Origin of the sequence: Paraburkholderia sp. J76 (assembly GCF_905220295.1) — a bacterium.
GTDB lineage: Bacteria > Pseudomonadota > Gammaproteobacteria > Burkholderiales > Burkholderiaceae > Paraburkholderia.
The window spans coordinates 1-21,053 of the sequence record NZ_CAJMZJ010000003.1 but is presented as its reverse complement, the minus strand read 5'-3'; the positions used below and the strand labels follow the sequence as shown (position 1 = coordinate 21,053).

21 protein-coding genes and 1 tRNA gene are annotated in these 21,053 nt (G+C 65.6%); 12 read left to right on the top strand and 10 right to left on the bottom strand.

From position 1 onward, the window contains the following. The first annotated feature begins 81 nt into the window (after positions 1-81). The 3 genes from U5768_RS06705 to U5768_RS06695 all read left to right on the top strand — a co-directional run bounded on the left by U5768_RS06705 (position 82) and on the right by U5768_RS06695 (position 2,944). Positions 82-1,344, top strand: coding sequence for an MFS transporter (locus U5768_RS06705; RefSeq protein WP_322029622.1), 1,263 nt, complete (start codon positions 82-84; stop codon positions 1,342-1,344). A gap of 157 nt (positions 1,345-1,501) precedes the next feature. Next, a complete protein-coding gene (locus U5768_RS06700; RefSeq protein WP_322029621.1) occupies positions 1,502-1,987 on the top strand; it encodes an adenosine-specific kinase in 486 nt (161 codons plus the stop codon). A 6-nt stretch (positions 1,988-1,993) separates the two neighbouring features. Then, a complete protein-coding gene (locus U5768_RS06695; protein WP_322029620.1) occupies positions 1,994-2,944 on the top strand; it encodes an ATP adenylyltransferase family protein in 951 nt (316 codons plus the stop codon). On the opposite strand, the gene U5768_RS06690 is transcribed toward U5768_RS06695, so the two are convergent. From U5768_RS06690 to U5768_RS06680, 3 genes are all read right to left on the bottom strand, one after another. Then, positions 2,941-3,381, bottom strand: coding sequence for a thioesterase family protein (locus U5768_RS06690; protein WP_322029619.1), 441 nt, complete (start codon positions 3,379-3,381; stop codon positions 2,941-2,943). The genes U5768_RS06695 and U5768_RS06690 overlap by 4 nt on opposite strands. A 52-nt stretch (positions 3,382-3,433) precedes the next feature. Next, positions 3,434-3,964, bottom strand: coding sequence for an NUDIX hydrolase (locus U5768_RS06685; protein WP_322029618.1), 531 nt, complete (start codon positions 3,962-3,964; stop codon positions 3,434-3,436). Between the two features lie 186 nt (positions 3,965-4,150). Beyond that, positions 4,151-5,371, bottom strand: a complete 1,221-nt coding sequence (locus U5768_RS06680) for a YbfB/YjiJ family MFS transporter (RefSeq protein WP_322029617.1) — start codon at positions 5,369-5,371, stop codon at positions 4,151-4,153. 97 nt (positions 5,372-5,468) lie between these two features. Here U5768_RS06680 and U5768_RS06675 point away from each other — a divergent pair, with 97 nt between their 5' ends. Further along, positions 5,469-6,410: a LysR substrate-binding domain-containing protein gene (locus U5768_RS06675; protein ID WP_322029616.1), complete on the top strand. Its 942-nt coding sequence runs from the start codon at positions 5,469-5,471 to the stop codon at positions 6,408-6,410. 82 nt (positions 6,411-6,492) lie between these two features. Here the strand turns inward: U5768_RS06675 and alaS are convergent, their stop codons facing one another. Then, entirely contained in the window at positions 6,493-9,117 is a 2,625-nt protein-coding gene (gene alaS / locus U5768_RS06670) for an alanine--tRNA ligase (RefSeq protein WP_322029615.1), read from the bottom strand. 320 nt (positions 9,118-9,437) lie between these two features. Here alaS and U5768_RS06665 point away from each other — a divergent pair, with 320 nt between their 5' ends. After that, complete coding sequence (locus U5768_RS06665; RefSeq protein WP_322029614.1) at positions 9,438-10,658, top strand: CaiB/BaiF CoA-transferase family protein; 1,221 nt, start codon at positions 9,438-9,440, stop codon at positions 10,656-10,658. Between the two features lie 18 nt (positions 10,659-10,676). On the opposite strand, the gene U5768_RS06660 is transcribed toward U5768_RS06665, so the two are convergent. Beyond that, entirely contained in the window at positions 10,677-11,240 is a 564-nt protein-coding gene (locus U5768_RS06660; RefSeq protein WP_322030047.1) for an RBBP9/YdeN family alpha/beta hydrolase, read from the bottom strand. Positions 11,241-11,397: 157 nt separating this feature from the next. Here U5768_RS06660 and U5768_RS06655 point away from each other — a divergent pair, with 157 nt between their 5' ends. Continuing rightward, complete coding sequence (locus tag U5768_RS06655; protein ID WP_322029613.1) at positions 11,398-13,116, top strand: glutamine--tRNA ligase/YqeY domain fusion protein; 1,719 nt, start codon at positions 11,398-11,400, stop codon at positions 13,114-13,116. A 93-nt stretch (positions 13,117-13,209) separates the two neighbouring features. Here U5768_RS06655 and U5768_RS06650 read toward each other — a convergent pair whose 3' ends face one another. Continuing rightward, the gene (locus U5768_RS06650; RefSeq protein ID WP_322029612.1) at positions 13,210-13,659 is read right to left on the bottom strand and encodes an NUDIX hydrolase; all 450 of its coding nucleotides are present in this window, start codon (positions 13,657-13,659) and stop codon (positions 13,210-13,212) included. Between the two features lie 7 nt (positions 13,660-13,666). Next, complete coding sequence (locus tag U5768_RS06645; RefSeq protein WP_322029611.1) at positions 13,667-14,056, bottom strand: hypothetical protein; 390 nt, start codon at positions 14,054-14,056, stop codon at positions 13,667-13,669. Between the two features lie 190 nt (positions 14,057-14,246). Between U5768_RS06645 and U5768_RS06640 the strand changes: the two genes are divergently transcribed. Beyond that, a complete protein-coding gene (locus U5768_RS06640; protein ID WP_322029610.1) occupies positions 14,247-14,489 on the top strand; it encodes a hypothetical protein in 243 nt (80 codons plus the stop codon). 311 nt (positions 14,490-14,800) lie between these two features. Here U5768_RS06640 and U5768_RS06635 read toward each other — a convergent pair. Further along, positions 14,801-14,877: transfer RNA gene (locus U5768_RS06635), tRNA-Arg, on the bottom strand. A gap of 116 nt (positions 14,878-14,993) precedes the next feature. Beyond that, entirely contained in the window at positions 14,994-15,824 is an 831-nt protein-coding gene (locus tag U5768_RS06630) for an undecaprenyl-diphosphate phosphatase (protein ID WP_322029609.1), read from the bottom strand. 485 nt (positions 15,825-16,309) lie between these two features. Here U5768_RS06630 and U5768_RS06625 point away from each other — a divergent pair, with 485 nt between their 5' ends. The 4 genes from U5768_RS06625 to U5768_RS06610 all read left to right on the top strand — a co-directional run bounded on the left by U5768_RS06625 (position 16,310) and on the right by U5768_RS06610 (position 20,430). Continuing rightward, positions 16,310-17,224, top strand: a complete 915-nt coding sequence (locus U5768_RS06625) for an aldose epimerase (protein ID WP_322029608.1) — start codon at positions 16,310-16,312, stop codon at positions 17,222-17,224. A 163-nt stretch (positions 17,225-17,387) separates the two neighbouring features. After that, a complete protein-coding gene (locus tag U5768_RS06620; protein ID WP_322029607.1) occupies positions 17,388-18,107 on the top strand; it encodes a peptidoglycan DD-metalloendopeptidase family protein in 720 nt (239 codons plus the stop codon). A 665-nt stretch (positions 18,108-18,772) separates the two neighbouring features. Further along, positions 18,773-19,081 (top strand): DUF2288 domain-containing protein, encoded by a 309-nt coding sequence (locus U5768_RS06615; RefSeq protein ID WP_322029606.1) that lies wholly within the window; start codon positions 18,773-18,775, stop codon positions 19,079-19,081. Continuing rightward, entirely contained in the window at positions 19,078-20,430 is a 1,353-nt protein-coding gene (locus tag U5768_RS06610; RefSeq protein ID WP_322029605.1) for an MATE family efflux transporter, read from the top strand. The genes U5768_RS06615 and U5768_RS06610 overlap by 4 nt, the downstream gene beginning before the upstream one ends. A gap of 25 nt (positions 20,431-20,455) precedes the next feature. On the opposite strand, the gene U5768_RS06605 is transcribed toward U5768_RS06610, so the two are convergent. Beyond that, positions 20,456-20,626, bottom strand: a complete 171-nt coding sequence (locus U5768_RS06605; RefSeq protein ID WP_322029604.1) for a hypothetical protein — start codon at positions 20,624-20,626, stop codon at positions 20,456-20,458. Positions 20,627-20,757: 131 nt separating this feature from the next. Here U5768_RS06605 and U5768_RS06600 point away from each other — a divergent pair, with 131 nt between their 5' ends. Beyond that, complete coding sequence (locus U5768_RS06600; protein ID WP_322029603.1) at positions 20,758-20,931, top strand: hypothetical protein; 174 nt, start codon at positions 20,758-20,760, stop codon at positions 20,929-20,931. Positions 20,932-21,053: the final 122 nt, after the last annotated feature.

Genomic DNA, 21,053 nt, shown 5'->3' with positions numbered 1-21,053 from the left:
CTCTTATACATGTCCTTTCATGCCGTCGCCGCTGCCCGCCCGGAGTTGGCGCCCGCTGAATACTTCTCTGCTGCCGAAAACATGGAAACCAGTCTCGACAAGCGCGCCCTGTCCGGCGCCGCCGCGGGTTCGTCCCCGGGCGCTGCCGCTCCCGCCGCGGGCGCCGTGCAACGCACCGTCTATTCGGTGCTCGGTGCGATCAGCTTCTCGCACCTGCTCAACGACATGATCCAGTCGCTGATCCTCGCCATCTACCCGATGCTCAAGGACAACTTCTCGCTGTCGTTCACGCAGATCGGCCTCATCACGCTGACCTACCAGATCACGGCTTCGATGCTGCAGCCGCTGGTGGGCGTCTATACGGACAAGCGGCCGTTGCCGTACTCGTTGCCCGTCGGTATGGGCTTCACGCTGTGCGGCCTGCTGCTGATGTCGGTCGCGCCGAGCTTCGGCGTGCTGCTCGTGGCGGCGGCGCTGGTGGGCTGCGGCTCGTCGGTGTTCCATCCGGAATCGTCGCGCGTGGCGCGCATGGCCTCGGGCGGCCGTCACGGTCTCGCGCAATCGCTTTTCCAGGTGGGCGGCAATGCGGGCTCGTCGCTCGGGCCGCTGCTCGCCGCGGCGATCGTCATTCCGCACGGCCAGCGCAGCATCGCGTGGTTCTCGGCGGCAGCGCTCGTCGGCATGGTCGTGCTCACGCAGATCGGCCGCTGGTACAAGTCCCATCCCGCGATGAAGAAAAAGCGCGCCGAGGTGCCGCACGTCGTGCTCTCGCGCGGCCGCGTGGCGGGCGCTATCGCCGTTCTCGTGCTGCTCGTGTTCTCGAAGTACTTCTACCTCGCGAGCATCAACAGCTACTTCACGTTCTATCTGATCGACCGCTTCCACCTCTCCGTGCAGGCCGCGCAGATTCATCTGTTCGTGTTCCTCGCCGCCGTTGCGGCGGGCACGATCATCGGCGGCCCGGTGGGCGACCGCATCGGCCGCAAGTACGTGATCTGGGTCTCGATTCTCGGTGTCGCGCCCTTCACGCTGCTCCTGCCGTACGCCAACCTGTTCTGGACCGGCGTGCTGACGGTGATCATCGGCGTGGTGCTGGCTTCGGCGTTCTCGGCCATCCTCGTCTACGCGCAGGAGCTGATTCCGGGCAAGGTGGGCATGGTCGCGGGTCTTTTCTTCGGCTTCGCGTTCGGCCTGGGCGGCATCGGCGCGGCGGTGCTCGGCCAGTTGGCGGATGCCACCAGCATCGGCTTCGTCTACAAGGTCTGCTCGTTCCTGCCGCTCATCGGCGTGCTGACCATTCTGCTGCCCGACGTGGAAGGCAAGCGCGCGAAGAAAGCCGCGTAAGGGGCGCCTCGTCGCGCATCCGTGAAACGGCCGGACGCCCCTCGGGGCGCCGGCCGTTGTGCTTTGCGCGCCTGCACGCGCTTTGCCTCGCCGCGACTTCGTACTAGGCTTGAGGTTGGCCGCCGCCGGCCAGGTCCGTCCGCTCGCGAGGTTCGCCATGCAACTGTCCACGGTAGAGATCGAAAAGCCCGAAGCGACCAACTTCATCCTCGGGCAGACCCACTTCATCAAGTCCGTCGAGGATCTGCACGAGGCGCTCTATGGCGCCGTGCCGGGCATCCAGTTCGGCCTCGCGTTTTGCGAGGCATCGGGCAAGCGACTCGTGCGGCGCTCGGGCACGCAGGACGCGCTCATCGAAATGGCGACGCAAAACGCGTTGCGCATCGCCGCGGGCCACTGCTTCATCGTCTTTCTCGGCGACGGTTTTTTCCCGATCAACGTGCTCAATACGATCAAGGCCGTGCCCGAGGTCTGCCGCATCTTCTGCGCCACCGCGAACCCCACGCAGGTGCTGATCGCCGAGACGGACCAGGGGCGCGGCATCGTCGGCGTGGTGGACGGCATGCCGCCGCTCGGCGTCGAAGCCGGGGACGACGTGCGCTGGCGCAAGGACCTGCTGCGCGCGATCGGCTACAAGGCCTGAGCGCCGATGGCAACGCTGCGCGCGGCGATCGAGCGGCAGACGGCGCATGCGCTCGCGTGCGGCGCGCTTCACTCCATCGAGACCGCACATACCTTCATCGACGATGGCGGCATGCGCTTTTCCGTGCGCGTGGCCGAAAATCTCGCGCGCAAGGAGGCGGCGCGGCTCACGCCGCAGACTTCGGCAGCGTCCGGTTCCCAGCCGCCGCGCGATCCGTTCCTGCCTTACGAGGCCGATCTCTTCGTCGCCGATCTCTCGCCCACGCACGTTGCGCTGCTCAACAAGTTCAATGTGATCGACCGGCATCTGCTGATCGTGACGCGGCGCTACGAACCGCAGGAAGCGCTGCTCGATGCGGCGGACTTCGCCGCGCTGATCGACGCGCTGCGCGAAGTCGACGGCCTCGCGTTCTACAACGGCGGCGCGGCTGCGGGCGCGAGCCAGTCGCACAAGCATTTGCAGTTGGTGCCGCTGCCGCTCGTGGGTGACGGACCGCCTCTCGCGCCACTCGAAACGCTGCTGGGCGCCGCGCAGACGGTTCATGGCGCGCGTCCCATCGCGATCGTGCCGGGGCTCCCGTTTCGCCACGCGTTCGCGCGCATCGATCTCGCCCGGGATCCAGGCCCCCCCGCGGACCCGCGCGCGGCGCACGACGCCGCGCAGGTTGCACTCGGCTGCTATCGCGCGCTGCTGGACGCCGCGGGCGTGCCCGCCCTGGATGTGGGCGGCGTTGCGCATCAGGGCGCGCCGTATAACCTGCTCGTCACGCGCCGCTGGATGCTGGTCGTGCCGCGCGTGGTGGAATACGTCGAGGGAATCTCCGTCAATTCGCTCGGCTTTGCGGGCTCGTTCTTCGTGCGCAACGCGGCGCACTTGCAGACGCTCGCGCAACTCGGCCCGATGACGGCGCTCGAGCGCGTCAGCGTCGCGCGCGAGGACGCGGTTAGCCGAGGTTAGTCCCGCGCGAGCGGCTCGAGCGCCGCGCGCAGCGCATCGGGCAATGCGCTTACGGGGCGGCGCGTCGCGCGATCGACGTAGACGTGCACGAAATGACCCTGCGCCGCGGGCGCATCCTCGCCTTCGCGGAACAGCCCGACCTCATAGCGCACGCTCGACGAACCGAGCCGCGCCACCCGCAGCCCCGCCTCCACGCGCTCCGGAAACGTGAGCGGCGCGAAGTAGTTGCATTGCGTTTCGACCACGAGCCCGATCGTCGCGCCGTGCTCGATATCGAGCGCGCCCGCGCGGATCAGATACTCGTTCACGACGGTATCGAAATAGCTGTAGTAGACGACGTTGTTCACGTGGCCGTAGACATCGTTGTCCATCCAGCGCGTGCCGATGGGCAGAAAATGGCGATACCCGGAGCGGGCGACGGTGACGGGTCGGTTCATCGAGGAAATCCGGCAAAGGCGTGGCAAAAATGCACAGCGGAATACGCGGCCATCACTGGCCGGGACGCTCCACGAACTCGAACGGCAGGCCGCGCCGGCGCATCCATTCGCCGAGCGCCTGGCCCGTGCCCGCGCGCCAGGGCCGCAGCTTCGCGGGCTCGACGAGGCGGTATTCGAGCAGTTCCGGCGAGAGCGCAATCGTGCCCGACGCCTTCACGTGATACGCGATGATGAGTTCGTTCTTGCGGATGAACTCGTACACGCCCACGAGTTCGACGCTCTCGGCCCGCAGCGAGGTCTCCTCAAGCACTTCGCGCGCGATGCCCTCCTCGGGCGTCTCGCCGTTTTCGAGAAAGCCGGTGATGAGCGCGAACATGCCTACGGGCCACGCGGCGTTACGGGCGAGCAGAATACGGCCTTCGTATTCGACGATCGCCGCCACGACGGGCAGCGGATTGTTCCAGTGGACGTAGCCGCAGGCGTCGTCCGGGCAGGCGAGACGCACGCGGCCGCCTTCGTGGGCGGGATCGGCGCGCTCGGTCAGACGCGTGGCGCAGCGCGGGCAAAACTGGTAGTCGCTCATGGGAAAGGCAGGGGTCGATGGCGCGGGAAGCGGCCGCGCGGCCCGGCGGGCGCGCTCGCGGCTTGCGGTTTGCGGTTTGCGCGAAAGCGACCATTTTAGTGCGCTATCGGCGTGCGCGTGCGGCCTCGCTGCCGTGGCTGCCCTCGTTGCACGCAGCGCGCGGACCGCGCGGCCTGACGGCCACCGCTAGCGCGTATGCCAAACGCGCCACACGAGCCCAATCGCACCGGCCACGAGCGCCAGCGCCGCGAGCCACAGCGAAGGCGAGAACGAGCCCGTCGATGCCGCGAGCGGCGCGGCCACGAGCGGCCCCGCGATCTGGCCAATGCCATAGGCGGCCGTCGCATAGCCCATTAGCGCGGCGGCCCGTTCGCCGCGCAGAAGACGCGCCTCGCGCATTGCAAAGAGCGTGATCGCCGTGAACGGCAAGCCAATCAGCACGCTGCCGAACGAAAAGCCCGCAGCGTTGGGCCAGACGATGCCAAGCGCGATACCCACGGCCTGCAGCACGTACGCGCCCGCCAGCATCAGGCGGTTGTCCCAATGCAGCGGGAAGCGCGCGGCGAGCAGCGCGCCCGCGATCAGCGCCGCGCCGAACATCGGCCAGAACAGGTCGGGCCAGGCCGAACCGGGCAGCGCGTGACGCGCGATCACGGGCAGAAACGTCGCCGTGATGATGTAGCCGAAGCCCGGCACGCCGTAGAGCAGCACGAGCCAGAAGGCGTCCGCGCGGCGCCCTGCGTGCGGCTCGCGCGCGCCGCTTGCCGCAGCGCTCGCGGCGGGACGCGGCGCGAGTGCGCGCGTGTCTTCGCCGAACGTCGACCAGACGAGCGCCGCGAGCAGCGCGCTGATGAGACCGAAGCCGATCCATCCCGTGCGCGCGCCGAGACCGCCTGCCGCGCTCACGAACAACCCGGTCGCGATGATGCCGACACCCGGGCCGGTGTAGATCACGCCGCCCCACTCGTTCGCGCCCAGTTGCGCGAGCCGCCGCAGCCCCCATTGCGACGCGAACACGAACGTCCACGCGCTCACCGCGCCCGCCGCGAAGCGCACCACGGCCCAGATCCAGAACTGCTGGGTCGCGCCCATCGCGAGCGTGAGGAGCGCCGTGGCGACGAGGCCCGCGCGCACGATTCTGGCGGGCGCGACGCGCAGCGCGACGCAACTGACCGCGCCCACGAAGTAGCCCGCGTAGTTCAGCGATGCGAGCCAGCCGCCATGACGCAGATCGAGCGCGCCGCCATGCAGCATGAGCGGCAAGAGCGGCGTGAACGCGAATCGTCCCACGCCCAGCGCGACGGCGAGCGTTACCATGCAGGCCAACGCCGCGCGGCGACCTGCATGCGGACGGGGCTGGGGAACGGGAATGGCGCGGGGAACGGCGTGGGGAGCGTGATCGGTCATGAGTTCAGGAAGTTAAGCGACTGCCTACTATCCTAGGCGATTCCAACGTTCACGAAAAATGAATTATCATGAATCGAAGCATTTCGAGGAGAGAACGATGGACCTCGCCGAACTGGCGATTTTCCGGGCGGTCGTGCGCGAAAACGGCGTGACGCGGGCCGCCGCCAAGCTTAACCGCGTGCAGTCGAACGTGACCACGCGCATCAAGCAACTCGAAGATCAGCTCGGCACGCCGCTCTTCACGCGCGAGGGCCGCCGCCTCGTTCTCACGCCCGCTGGCGAAACGTTGCTGCCCTACGCCGAGCGTCTGCTCGCGCTCGCCGACGAAGCGCGCCACGCGCTCAAGGCTGGACGTCCCACGGGACGCCTGCGCCTGGGCACCATGGAGAGCGCGGCCGCGAGCCGTCTGCCCGGTCTGCTTGCGCACTATCACCAGGCGTGGCCCGACGTCACGCTCGAACTGGAAACGGGCACGACCGGCGCGCTGGTCGAGCGCTTGCGCGAATACGAAATCGATGCCGCGCTGATCGCCACGCCGCTCGCTGGCCTGCCGGATCCCGAGGTGTTCGACCACGCGCCCGTGTATCGCGAGGAACTCGTGATGCTCACGCCGCGCGGCCACCGGCCCATCCGCCAGCCAGGCGATATCGCGCTTTCCACGCTCGTGGCGTTCGAGCGCGGCTGCGCGTATCGCGCCTATGTCGAGCGCTGGTATCTGGAGCACGGCATCCGGCCGTCGCGCGTGCTGGAACTGGGCTCGTATCACGCGATCGTGGCGTGCGTGGCGGCGGGCGCGGGCGTAGCCGTCGCGCCACGCTCGGTGCTCGATCTGCAGCGTAGCGCCGACGAGGTCACGGTGCACTCGCTCGGCAAGCTCGGACGGATCGACACGCTGCTCGTCTGGCGGCGCGGCCATTTTTCGCCCGCGCTCGGCGCGTTGAAGGAGGCATTGCTGGAGCACGCGCAACGCTCGGGCAGTGCGGCCTTGCCCTCGCCGAGCGAAGCCGCAGCCACGCCCGCGGGCCTGCAGGCCGTCTGAGCCGCGCCAAAAACAAAAAGGGCTGCCCTCACGGACAACCCTTTTTCGTCGCTAAGCGGCGTTCAAGCCGCCACGCGCCGTATTACAGCTTCGCTTCGACCCAGCCCTTCACGCCCGCGAGCGCGCCAGGCAGGTTGGCCGGCTCGGTGCCGCCCGCCTGCGCCATGTCGGGACGGCCGCCGCCCTTGCCGCCCACCTGCTGGGCGACGAAATTCACGAGTTCGCCGGCCTTGACCTTCTTGCTCGCCTCGGCGGTCACGCCTGCGATCAGGCTGACCTTGCCGCCGTCCACCGCCGCCAGCACGATCGCCGCGCTCTTGAGCTTGTCCTTGAGCTTGTCCACGGTCTCGCGCAGCGTCTTCGAGTCGGCGCCGTCGAGCGTCGCGGCGAGCACGTGCACGCCGTTCACTTCGATGGCCTGGCCCACGAGTTCGTCGCCCTGGTTCGACGCCAGCTTCGACTTCAGCGCGCCCAGTTCCTTTTCCAGCGACTTGACCTGATCCTGCACTTGCGCAATGCGCTGCGTGAGTTCCGAAGGCTGCGCCTTGAGCGCCGCCGCTGCCGCATTGATGCGCGCGTCGAGGTCCTGCACGAAGCGCACGGCGTTGTCGCCCGTGATCGCTTCCACGCGGCGGATGCCCGCCGCCACGCCGCCTTCCATCACGATCTTGAACAGGCCGATGTCGCCGCTGCGCTGCACGTGCGTGCCGCCGCAGAGTTCGCGCGAGAAGCCGAGGTCGAGCACGCGCACTTCGTCGCCGTACTTCTCGCCGAAGAGCGCCATCGCGCCGCCCTTCACCGCGTCGTCGTACGACATCACGCGCACGATGCCGGGCGCGTTCGCGAGCACTTCCGCGTTGACGATCTGCTCCACGCGGCGGATTTCGTCGTCCGTCATCGGCGCGTTGTGGGCGAAGTCGAAGCGGGTTTTATCGGCGTCGACGAGCGAGCCCTTCTGCTGCACGTGCGAGCCGAGCACTTCGCGCAGCGCCTTGTGCATCAAGTGCGTGGCCGAGTGGTTGCGCGCGGTGCGGGCACGGCGGATGGCGTCGATTTCCGCCTTCACCACGTCGCCCACCTTGAGCGTGCCTTGTTCGAGCGTGCCGTGGTGGCCGGCAACGTCGGCCTGAACCTTGAGCGTGTCGGCGACGGCGAAGCGGATGCTCGCGTTCGAGATCACGCCCTGGTCGCCTACCTGGCCGCCCGATTCCGCGTAGAACGGCGTGTGGTCGAGCACGACCACGGCGTCCTGACCCGCCTTCACTTCGTTGACCGTTGCGCCATCGACGTAGAGCGCGACGACCTTCGCGTCGTCGAAGGCGATTTCCTCGTAACCGTGGAATGTGGTCTTCGCGCCCGAGTAGTCGAGGCCCTGCGTCATCTTGAACTTGCCCGCCGCGCGCGCCTGCTCGCGCTGACGCGCCATGGCTTCGTCGAACGCCGGTTCGTCGACCGTCACGTTGCGCTCGCGGCACACGTCGGCCGTGAGGTCGAGCGGGAAGCCGTACGTGTCGTGCAGCTTGAACGCGAGTTCGCCGGACAGCGTCTTGTGGCCCCTGGCTTCGAGATCGGCGAGTTCGGCTTCGAGGATCGACATGCCGTGCTCGATGGTCTCGAAGAAGCGCTCTTCTTCCTGACGCAGCACATCGGTCACGCGCTGCTGCGCTTCGGCCAGTTCCGGATACGCCGCGCCCATTTCGGCGACGAGATCCGCCACCAGCCTGTGGAAGAATGCGCCCTTCTTGCCGAGCTTGTAGCCGTGGCGGATCGCGCGGCGCACGATACGGCGCAGCACGTAACCGCGGCCTTCGTTGCCGGGAATCACGCCGTCGACGATCAGGAACGAGCACGCGCGGATATGGTCGGCGATGACCTTCAGCGAGTTGTTTTCCAGATCGCCGATGCCCGTTTCGCGCGCGGCGGCCTTGATCAGGTTCTGGAACAGGTCGATCTCGTAGTTGCTGTGCACGTGCTGAAGCACGGCGGCGAGGCGCTCGAGACCCATGCCCGTATCGACGCACTGCTTGGGCAGCGGCGTCATGTTGCCCTGCGCGTCGCGGTTGAACTGCATGAACACGAGATTCCAGATCTCGATGAAGCGGTCGCCGTCCTCTTCAGGCGATCCCGGCGGCCCGCCCCAGATTTCCGGGCCGTGGTCGTAGAACACTTCCGAGCACGGACCGCAGGGACCGGTGTCGGCCATCTGCCAGAAGTTATCCGATGCGTAGCGCGCGCCCTTGTTGTCGCCGATGCGGATGATGCGCTCCACCGGCACGCCGATTTCCTTCGCCCAGATGTCGAAGGCTTCGTCGTCTTCCTGGTAGACGGTGACCGTGAGCTTGTCGGCGGGCAGCGCGTAGACCCTGGTCAGCAGTTCCCAGCAGTAGTGGATGGCGTCGCGCTTGAAATAGTCGCCGAACGAGAAGTTGCCGAGCATCTCGAAGAACGTGTGGTGACGCGCCGTGTAACCGACGTTCTCGAGGTCGTTGTGCTTGCCGCCCGCGCGCACGCTGCGCTGCGCGGTCGTGGCGCGCGAGTACGGGCGCTTCTCGGTGCCGAGGAACACGTCCTTGAACTGCACCATGCCCGAGTTGGTGAAGAGCAGTGTCGGGTCGTTGCCCGGCACGAGGCTCGACGAGCGCACGATCGTGTGGCCCTTCGATTCGAAGAACTTGAGGAATTTCTCGCGGATGTCGGCGGCTTTCATGGCGTGCGTTGGGTCCTTCCTGGGGCGTACTGTGCTGAATCTTTGTCGTGGTCGGGGCGCCGGATAATGGCGAAAAACCCGACGCTGAATCGAACGATTATACGGGATCGCCGCGCGCTCGCGGCGGCGCGGCTGGCGTGGTTTGCATGGGCGCGACACGCCCTGTGGCGATGTCAGACGTCGGCCCAAGCTGTTCCGCACTGCGGAACAGTGTACCGGATATTGGCGCGCGCCGCGCCTTTTCGCTTACCATGAGGGGCTTCGGCCGGCGCGCCCTGTGCGCTTGCGGCCCGCCTCAGAACGACATTGGAAGACACAGCATGGGCGCTCTCAGCCATATCCGCGTACTCGATCTCACCCGCGTCCTCGCCGGACCGTGGTGCGCACAGACCCTCGCCGACTTCGGCGCCGACGTGATCAAGGTGGAACGCCCCGGCGCCGGCGACGACACGCGCCACTGGGGGCCGCCGTACCTGAAAACGCCCGGGGGCGCGGACACCGCCGAAGCCGCCTACTACCTTGCCGCGAACCGCAACAAGCGCTCGGTGACGGTGGACATCGCCACGCCCGAGGGGCAACGCATCGTGCGCGAACTGGCTGCGCAAAGCGACGTCGTGCTGGAAAACTACAAGGCCGGGCAACTCAAGAAGTACGGGCTCGACTACGAATCGCTGCGCGAGGTGAAGCCCGACCTCGTCTACTGCTCGGTCACCGGCTTCGGACAGACGGGACCCTACGCCTCGCGCGCGGGCTACGACTTCATCGTGCAAGGCATGGGCGGCTTCATGAGCATCACCGGCGAGCGCGACGCGCTGCCGGGCGGGGGTCCGCAAAAAGCGGGCGTCGCGATCGCGGACCTGATGACGGGCATGTATTCGACCATTGCCGTGCTCACGGCGCTCGCGCACCGCGACCGCACGGGCGTGGGCCAGTACATCGACATGGCGCTGCTCGACGTGCAGGTCGCCATGCTCGCGAACATGAACTCGAACTACCTGGCGAGCGGCAATCCGCCTGCGCGCTGGGGTAACGCGCACCCCAACATCGTGCCCTACCAGGCATTCCAGACGAGCGATAGCTGGATCATCCTCGCGGTAGGGAACGACGGACAGTTCCGCAAGTTCGTCGAGGTCGCGGGCCAGCCCGAGCTTGCCGACGACGCGCGCTTCGCGACCAATCCGGCGCGCGTGCGCCATCGCGATACGCTCGTGCCGGTCGTCGCCGGGCTGATCCGCGCGCGCACGAAAGCCGACTGGATCGGCGCGCTCGAGGCCGCGGGCGTGCCGTGCGGGCCGATCAACAACCTGGCGGAGGTGTTCGAGAACGAGCAGGTGATCGCGCGCGGGTTGCAGGTGGACGTGCCGCATCCATCGGGCGGCACGGCGCGGCTCGTGGGCAACCCTATCCGCATGAGCGAGACCCCGCCGCGCGTGACGAGCCACCCGCCCACGCTCGGCGAGCACACCGATGCGGTGCTGCGCGAAGTGCTCGGCTACGGCGAGGATCAGGTGGCGGCGCTGCGGGACAAGGGCGTGGTGTGAGCGTGAGGCGCGGGGCGGCTAGTCGGCGCCGCCCGGCTTGCCCATCGACATCAACCACTCCAGGCCCTGAGGCCAGTCGTCGAGCCCGCTTTCGGCGTTGATATGGCCGCGCGCGCCGATGTCGATCCAGCGGCTGCCCCACGCCTGCGCGCAGCGCCTGGAAAACTCCGCGTTGCCGTAAGGATCGTCGGTGCTGGCGACTACGACGCTCGGAAACGGCAGCGCCACCAGCGGAACCGGATCGAAGCCCAGCGCCGCGCGCGGAAATTCGGGACCGCGCGGATCGGGCAGCGCCACCAGCAGCGCGCCGGCCGCCTTCGCGCGCGTCGCGGCGCTCGCGTGATGCGCGGCCCAGTGCGCCACGGTCAGGCAGCCCAGGCTGTGAGCGGCGAATCGCACGCCAGCAGGCGCGCGCTGTACGGCGGCCTCGAGCGCCGCGCACCACGCGTCGCAGTCCGGGTGCATCCAGTCGGGCATCTGCACGCGCGTAAAGCCCGCGTGCGCGGCTTCCCAGAGCGTCTGCCAGTGCCCCGGCCCCGAATCCATATAGCCTGGCAGCACCAGTACAGGCGTTTCGTTCATCGTCACGTTTTCTCCTCGCGTTGTTGTGGTCCGCGCGACGATCCGGCACCGGGACTGGCACGGCGGGTCGCGTCAGGTAGAATGGAAGACACCATCGGGTGCCCGGTTACGCGCTTTTATCCTTTTGACGGGCGCCCTCGAACGACTCCCTTTTCGCATGAATACCGAACGTAAAGACGCCGACCGCACGGACGCGCCTGCGGCATCCAATTTCATCCGCAACATCATCGACGACGACAATCAGTCGGGCAAGTGGGCGCAACGCGTCGAAACGCGCTTCCCGCCGGAGCCGAACGGCTATCTGCACATCGGCCACGCGAAGAGCATCTGCCTGAACTTCGGCGTGGCGAAGCGCTACGGCGGCGTGTGCCACCTGCGCTTCGACGACACGAACCCGGAAAAGGAAAGCGTCGAGTACGTCAACTCGATCATCGACGCCGTGACGTGGCTCGGCTTCGAGTGGAAGAAGGCCGATCACGAGTACCTCTTCTACGCGAGCGACTACTACGACAAGCTCTACGAGTTCGCCGAACTGCTCATCCAGCGCGGCAAGGCGTACGTGGATAGCCAGTCGCCGGAAGAGATGCGCGCGAACCGCGGCTCGGCCACGGAAGCCGGCAAGAACTCGCCGTTCCGCGATCGTTCCGTCGACGAAAATCTCGACCTCTTCCGCCGCATGAAGGCGGGCGAATTCGAGGAAGGCGCGCACGTGCTGCGCGCGAAGATCGACATGGCGTCGCCGAACTTCAACATGCGCGACCCGGTGATCTACCGCATCCGCTTTGCGCATCATTACCGCACCGGCGACAAATGGTGCGTGTACCCGATGTACGACTACACGCACTGCATTTCGGACGCGCTCGAAAACATCACGCATTCGCTGTGCACGCTGGAGTTCGAAGATCACCGCCCGCTGTACGACTGGGTGCTCAACGAACTGGCCGACGCCGGCGTGTTCACGCGCCCGCTGCCGCAGCAAATCGAGTTTTCGCGCCTGAACCTCACGTACGCCATCACGAGCAAGCGCAAGCTGCTGCAACTCGTGACCGAAAACCACGTGGACGGCTGGGACGACCCGCGCATGCCCACCATCGTCGGCGTGCGCCGCCGCGGCTTCACGCCCGAAGCGATCCAGTTGTTCTGCGAACGCATCGGCGTGACGAAGGTCGATTCGTGGATCGACATGAGCGTGTTCGAAGGCGCGCTGCGCGACGATCTCGACGACAAGGCGCCGCGCGCGACCGCCGTGCTCGATCCGCTCAAGCTTGTTATCGACAACTATCCCGAAGGCCAGTCCGAGCCGTGCAGCGCGCCGGTTCACCCGCATCATCCCGAGCGCGGCAATCGCGCGTTCGCGTTTTCGCGCGAACTGTGGATTGAGCGCGAGGACTTCCAGGAAACACCGCCGAAGGGCTACTTCCGTCTGTTCCCGGGCAACAAGGTGCGATTGAAGTACGGCTTCGTGGTCGAATGCACGGGTGCGGAGAAGGACGCCGAAGGCAATATCGTGGCCGTGCATTGCAACTACTTCCCCGACAGCAAATCGGGCACGGAAGGCGCGAGCAACTACAAGGTCAAGGGCACGATTCACTGGGTCAGCGCCGACAACGCGGTGCCGGCGGAAGTGCGCCTCTATGACCGCCTGTTCCGCGAAGAGCAACCCGACGCGGGCGGCCGCGACTTCCTCGAAGCGCTCAATCCCGATTCGAAGCGCGTGGTGCAAGCGTACCTGGAACCGGGCGCGCGCGACGCCGCGCCTGAAGACCGCTATCAGTTCGAGCGCCACGGCTACTTCGTCGCCGACCGCTACGATTCGAAGCCGGGTGCGCCGGTGTTCAACCGCATCGTCGGTCTGCGCGATAGCTGGGGCAAGTAAGGCTCGCGCCTCGCGCCGCATCGGGCAGCAAGCAAAAAGCCCGCACGAACCGTGCGGGCTTTTTTCATTACAGGAGCGCCTGGCGAAACAACCTCAAAGTCTGCGATGCAGTTCCGCGAGCGAGAGCGTCGTGTTGAACAGCCGCGCAAGACTGCGGCTTGCATAGCGATCCACTTCGCCAGGTACGGTCCAGCGCCAGGCGTCCATTTCCGGAATCATCACGCCATCTTCGCGGCGCGGAAAAAGCGACACGCAAACGCAACGCGAGAGGTCGAGTTCGTCGGCGCGGGCGCGGGCGGCGAAGAGATGCAGATCCTTGTCGCGCCGATACACGTAGCGCCCCAGATCGACGAGCCGCGACGCCGCGACTTCGATGCCGGTCTCCTCGACCATCTCCCGGCGCGCGCTCTGCGATTCCGTCTCGCCGGGTTCGCCCTGCCCCTTCGGAATGTCCCAGTGATTCGTGCCGGTTGCGTGCGCGAGCAGCACGCGGCCTTCAGGATCGAGCAGCACAATGCCGCACGAAACGATCTTGCCGTTCACCGCGCGCTCAGTGCTGCTTCTGGAAAACCCACGCGCCCTGGCCCTTGCGGCAGAAGTGCGGATGCAGCGTCATCGACTGGCCCTTCGCGGTGATGACGACTTCCGTGTCGCGACACGTCTTGTCGCCTTCCTTTTGCGTATTCGACGGCGTGATGGTCGAGTTGATACGCGTGCCATTGTGCGAGCCCTCGTTCGACCACGTCGTGCTCTCGCCGTCGGCCTTGTGCTCGACGGCATCGCGCACGGCGTTCTGGAGCGAGTTGTAGTCCGCCTGGTTCATGAACGACATGGGCGTGTTGTTCAGAAAACCCAGGTTGGCGGCATGCGCGCTGCCCATGCCAATGGTGACAACGAGCGCCGCGCCCATGGCGCTCAGCGTGTGCAGGGTTCGGGACATTGTGTGTTCTCCTCGACGGACTGACGGAATCGGCGAAAAGCATAACACGCGCCCTTTTTTCGGCTCGCCCAGCAAGGCCGCGCGCGCCGCGGCGGCCGGTTCCTTTTCGGATTGGTCTGATGGTGGGGGCTATGCCCGATGACTACGATGGGTCGGTCGCCCACTTACACGCCATCAGGAAATCTCTGACATGACCTACACCATTGCACTCAAGGTCTTCGCGATCCTGCTGGTCCTTCTCTGCATCGGCCTGATGTCTTTCGTCGCGCACTACACGCACGCGCCGCAAACGGAGGCGCCGGGCCCGAACCTGGCCATCCGCCCCGCGCGCGCGCCAGGTTGGCCGGATGCCACGGTGCGCATCGGCACGGTCGCGTTGCTCGTGTCCTTCGTCGTACTCACCGGCGCCTGCCTGCTGATCGCGGGCGTCTGAAGCGGCGCTCCGTATGTTCAGTGGGCGCCCGGCTGCCAGCCGTCGGTGAGCGTGTCGAGAAAACGCGATCACGTCCTTGATTTCGGCGCTGCTGAACACCGGCGGGTCGCCCGCCTCGCGATCGAACGGCGGATCCGCGTTGAGATTCATCTGCAGAAGAGCCCAACGGAACGGCGCACAGCCGATGGGCGATCTGACCAACGCGCTCGACGTCAAGCTGTAAGGGCGGAAAGACGTCTGATCGTCGAATAACGGATGTGAAAAAGCAAAAAGCCCGGCTAGGAAGACCGGGCTTTTGCGTATCTGAAAACTGGCGCGACAGGAGGGGCTCGAACCCCCGACCCTCGGCTTAGAAGGCCGATGCTCTATCCAGCTGAGCTACTGTCGCGTGCACATGCGCAAGGCCGCAAGCGGGCCGCGCGAAGACGGGGCTGGATTATACCGCGATCCCCTCACACGGTCTCCCCTTGCTCATTGCGCCTGCCAACGGCCTTCATGCCAGAATTAAACCGGCTGCTGATGGAGCGCGAACCAGCCGAGAAAAATCGCGCCGGCGATCAGGCAATACGCACCGAACGATGCGAGGCGCCCGCGTCCCTCGAAATATTTCATGAGGAACTTCACGCTCAACCACGCGGCGATACCGGTGAGCACGCCGCCAACCACAGCGGTCATCAATTGATCTCGCGCGTGAAAGAGCTTGGGCAGTTCGAGCACGCCGGCGGCGAAGATGATCGGCGTCCCGAGCAGGAACGAGAACTCCGCGGCCTTTTCGGCCGTGAGCCCCGCTGCGTTACCGGCGATCATCGTGAGGCCGCTGCGCGAAAAGCCAGGAATGAGCGCGCCGATCTGCGCGAGGCCGACGAGAAATGCCTGGCGAAACGTAAGCTTCTCGGGCGGACGATGCGCGCGCGCGCGCTGGAGGCGATCGCCGAACCACAGCAGCACGCCATTGACCATCAACGCGGCCGCCACAATGCGCAGGTCGTGAAAGATGGCCTCGATGCGCTTTTCGAGCACGAGACCCACGATACCCGTCGGAATCGTGCCGATGATGAGCGCCCACATCATATGCCCATCGTCGTTCTTGCGGCCGGCCAGCGAGCCGAAGAAGCCGCTGATCAACGCGACCCAGCGCTCCCGGAAATACCAGAGCAGCGCGACGGCGGTCCCCAGGTGCAGCGCAACGAGGAACGGCAGCAATTGCGGCGCGTGCTTGTCGATGTGCATACCGAACAGCGCCGGCACGAGCAGGGTATGGCCGAGACTGCTCACCGGAAACAGCTCGGTAACGCCCTGCAACACGCTCAGGAAGAATAGAAACCAGAGACTCACGCGCGGATCCTCGTAATGGTGGTGTAAGGGGCCGGACCGTGCGGAGTCGGTGCGGCAAAGCGCACCGATTATGCCTGGGCCATATTGCAGCGCCAAGCGTGGAGAGAGATTTGTCGGAAAAGTTACTGCGTCGCAACAAACCTGGCTGCGAATGTATGGGTTCTGGCGCGAATGGGCGCGTGAACCGAGTGCGGGAGAACGAAAGGCGGCGCGATCAGCGCGCCATTTTGTAGAAGAAGTACGCGCTGCTGCCGACAAAGAGGCTGAACAGGGCCATGCTCATTGCCATTGCGAGGTCCATGGGAAGTCTCCTGCGAAAATTCTCTGTGCGCTACCGCACGGTCATGCGGATTATGCTGACTCTTGCCCTCCATCGACACCCGCGCTTTCCCCGACGAGGGTTTTCACGCATGAGAAAGCGGCGCAAAATCCGCCTTCCCGGTGCATCCGCGCCGCCCTTCCTGCCACCCATTCCCGGGCCGCCCATGAACGCTCATTCAGAACAGGACATCCTCACTCTCACCCTCGGTGCCTCGACGCTGCGTTTCGCGCCGTGGGCCGGAGGCCGTTTGCTCTCGTGGCACGTCGACGGCCGCCCGGTCATCGTGTGGCCGGAGAATGCGAACTGGGCCGAGCCGGCGCGCGTGCGCGGCGGCAATCCGCTGCTGTTCCCCTTCCTCGGCCGCCATCGCGTAGACGGCCAGATTGGGCGCTGGCGCGACGCCCAAGGCGTCGTCCGCGATCTGCCGATGCACGGCTTCGCGCGCGATCTGCCGTTTGCGGCGCAGGTCGACGGCGACGGACACGGCCTGCTCATGACGCTCGTCGACTCCGACGCCACCCGCGCGGGCTACCCATTCTCCTTTCGCTTCGAAGCGATCTACCGGCTCGCCGACGCGCAGACGCTCGACGTAACGCTCCGCGCAACAAATACGGGCGCGGACCCGCTTCCGTGGTATGCGGGCCATCATTTCTATTTCGCGCTGCCGCATGCCCAGCGCGCCGAAACCACGCTCGACTTGCCGGGCGCCCAGCGCCGTCACCAACTTGCGGACGGTTCGATCAGCGCGCCCGAACCCGGCAAGGCGCAATACCGGCTCGACGACGCCAGCATTATCGACCGCTTCCACGTGCTCGAGCCGACGCCGCCCGCAACGCCGGTGCGCCTCGTTGCGCCGGGACTCGGCCGCGCGGTGACCATCGATCTGAACCGGCCCGGCTCGCTTCCCTGGTACGCCGTGACGACGTGGACGGAAGCCGCCGACTCCGACTTCTACTGCGTCGAGCCCTGGCTGGGTCTGCCCGACGCTATCCACAACGGGCTCGGCCTGCGCTGGCTCGCACCGGGTCAAACGGAAACGGCGACGCTGCGCATGGGCGTCGAAATGCTCGGCGGCTAATCTCGCCTGCGGGTCCCTATGGGACCGGCACGGGTTCCAGGCTGCCACTTGCGTCAGCCATTCGTCAGGCAAAACCCCAGTTGCGTTGGCAAAACCGCTAGAATCAGGCGTTTTGCCAGCGCGACGGGTCTTGTTCCGTCGCGGCAAGGTCATGCGAGGTTCAATGTTGGCATCAGGAATCAGACGGATGGCATGTGCGGCGCTCGTTGCGTTGCTCGCGGCATGCGGATCGGCTCCGGTCGGACCCGGCTTCTACCGCGTGGAACGTGGCGACACCGTGTACAAGATCGCGCGCAGCAATCGCCAGTCCGTGCAGAACATCGTGCGCTGGAACAATCTGTCGAATCCCGACGCCATCGAAGTCGGCCAGGTCCTGCGCGTGGAGCCGCCCGCCGGTTCGGCAAGCGCCCGCACCGGCAGCGCGCCACGTAGCGCGGCAACGGCTCCGCGCGAGGCGGCTAACGCCGCCGACACCTCGTCCGCCGACTCATCCGCGCCGTCGGCAGCGGCCGCGCCCTCAATTTCCCTTGTCTGGCCGACGAGCGGCCAGGTCATTCGCGGCTTCGACGGCCGCAATTCGAAGGGCATCGACATCGCCAATTCGGCCGGCACGCCCGTCGTCGCGGCAGCGCCCGGCACCGTGGTCTATGCAGGCAATGGTCTGCGTGGCTACGGTAACTTGCTGATCATCAAGCACAGCGGCGATTACCTGACGGCCTATGCGCACAACCAGGCCTTGTTCGTGAAGGAAGGTCAGAGCGTCGCGCAGGGCCAGAAGATCGCGGAAATGGGCAGCAGCGACAATGATCGCGTGATGCTGCATTTCGAACTGCGATACCAGGGGCGCTCGATCGATCCCACGCGACAACTCCCTGCGCGTTGAGACAAGCCACTCCGGCCAGCCATTTCAATAGACGAAAAAAAGCCCGGCATGGCGCCGGGCTAACGGGGGTTTGGCGCATATCGGCAAAGGACCGGTTTACCATGCGCCGAGTCGCAATCTATCAACGGGCTTCCTGCGGCGCAATCACTTAATTAGCGCGAAAATGTGCTACGGCGCACGGATTATGTGTCGCATCACTTTTTTGAAGCGAATCAGCACGCCGAATCAACTATTCCTGCGCGTGGGAACGCCGCTTCAGCGACAGGGAGCGGCAAGTGACCAACAGCCATGAACGCTTGCTGGGTGGGCGATTCAGGGCGCTGCGAATTGCCGCTTGAGATTTTTCGGCAACGCCGACGCATCGATTTAAAGCCCGGCACTTTCCGGATTTTCGATGACCCCGCCGTTAGTGGGCAAACGCACGCAACAATACATTTATTACATGAGGTGTACATATTTGAAACACCAATTCGCAGCACGCTTAGATCAGACGTTTGACTGATTTAATAACGCGTATCGCGGAGGCTTTGGCACCGCGACTGCGGATTTCGGCTATTAATGTGATTAATGTTGCCGATGTGCCATCGCTATTCGGGCAAATCCCGGCGACGGTCGGCAGGCGGACTATCGTTTATAGTATCGGCCGCAACGGACTCCCCATTACCATGACTATCGACGACGCCAATCCCAGTTCGACGTACGCCAGGCTGCTCGGTGAAACCGCCAAAATCGACTGGCAGGATCTCGAACGCTTCTTCGCGCAAGGCAAACTCTTGAGCGTGGCGCGTGACCTCGATCTCGTCAGCGTGGCCGAGGCCATCGCCAACGACGACAGTGCAGTCGTCACGCAATGGCTGTCTTCCGGCCTCGTGGCACGCATGCAGGCAGAGACCGCATCCGATTACGCGGCTCGCAAGCCGGAGCTGTGGGCGGTCGTCGTTTCGCCGTGGGTGTGCGTGCAGGAACGCGCTTGAGCGCCGCCGAAGCCCTACCCGAACAGCGTGGCTGGCATCGGCGCGTGCTGACGCTCGCGTTTCCCATCGTCCTCGCCAATCTCACGCAGCCCATCCTCGGCGCCGTCGATACAGCCGTGGCAGGGCATCTCGGCAGCGCGGCCGATCTTGGCGGCGTCGCACTGGGCGGCCTGTTCTTCAACTTCGTTTTTTGGGGCTTCGGCTTCCTGCGCATGGGGACGACGGGACTCGTCGCGCAGGCCTACGGCGCCCGCGATTTCGCCGCGTTGCGCGCGAATGTCGTGCGGGCCCTGGTGCTGGCATTCGCGATCGGCGCCGCGATCCTGCTGATTCAATCACCCTTGATCCGGTACGCGCTCGCGGCCATTGGCGGCAGCGCCGAGGTACAACGCAATGCCGGAATCTACTGCCTCGCGCGCATCGGCTCCGCGCCATTCGCTCTGGCGAACTACGTCGTGCTCGGCTATCTGCTCGGTACACAGCGCGTGCGCGTTGCGTTGCTTTCGCAGATATTTATCAATCTGACGAACGTCATAGCCGTGCTCGCTTATGTGTACGGGTTCCGATGGGGCATCGCCGGGATCGGCGCGGCGACTGCAACGGCGGACACGTTCGGTTTTGTCTTCGGAGCCTGCGTGCTGTGGCGCCTACGTCCTCGCGGTCTCGCGCCGCTTGCGCTGCAAACCGTGCTCGAACCCGCGGCGCTCAAGCGCCTCATCGCGATCAACCGCGATATCTTTCTGCGCACGCTTTGTCTGCTGGGCTCGTTTGGGTGGTTCGCGCATATGGGCGCGAAGCAAGGCGATGCGATTCTTGCCGCGAACGCCCTTCTTCTCAACTTCCAGACCTTCATGGCCTTCGGTCTTGATGGGTTCGCCCATGCAGCCGAGGCGCTGGTGGGCGCGGCGATTGGCGCGGGAAATCGCGATGCGTTCCGACAGGCCGTGAAGATCAACCTGTTCTGGGCAGCGCTGGGCGCGTTCGGCTTTTCCGCGGTTTATTGGGTCTGCGGCCCGTGGATCATCGGGCAGCTAACCAATCAGCCAGCGGTACGCGCCGCCGCCGAAGCATTCCTCCCGTGGGCCGCGCTTTCGCCGCTCATTTCCGTTTGGGGTTTTCTGCTGGACGGCGTATTCATCGGCGCGACGCGCACACGCGAACTCATGCAAGCCATGGCAGTGTCGCTGGCCGTGTTTCTCTGCGCGTCGTGGGCGCTGGTCGGGCCGCTCGGCAATCATGGGCTATGGATCGCCCTGCTTGTCTTCATGGCCTCACGCGGCCTGACGCTTTTACCTTTGCTGTCGCGCATCAGCGGCGCAATTGGGCCTGTCTCCGTACAACTGCGCTGACGTCAGTGACGCAAAGCGGCGGCGCTTAATGAGCTGGCGCCGGGTTGTCGATCATCATCGGTGGCCGATCGTCGGTCGGCACGCCGTGGTAGTCGGGCGGATCCTGCGGCGGGGTGCCGTGGCGGTGTGACGTTGCGTTGTCGGCGCATGCCGAAAGCAAGGCGGCCATTGCAAGGGCCAGATAAACACGGGACATCGCCTCAAATCCTTTCTGAATGTTGATCCGATCGGCGCTTCATGCGGGTAGTGGAGCGCCGAACTCGCTATTTTTTCTGCCGCGACACTGTTCTAAGATACGGACATGGCTGCAATCGACAGGAGGCTGCCATGGATGCCGAAACTATCGCGGGACTGGTCGGACTTGCTGTGGGCCTGCTGGTTCTGCTTGGGCTATCGATTTTCGAATCGCGTGCCTACCGGAAGGAGCACGAGGGCGAAGGCATGATGCATCACTGGCTGGCCGAGCATCACGTCCTCGACCGGGTTCGCCGCAGGCACTGAAGCTCGCGCCCACAGTTCGCCGGCGGCTCTTGCCTGAAGCTTGCTGCGGCCAGTCGAACTGGCCGGAGGGTGCTTTTCTGCGTCCGTCCGTTAGTGAATGCTTGCCCGCGCTTCCATTTAAA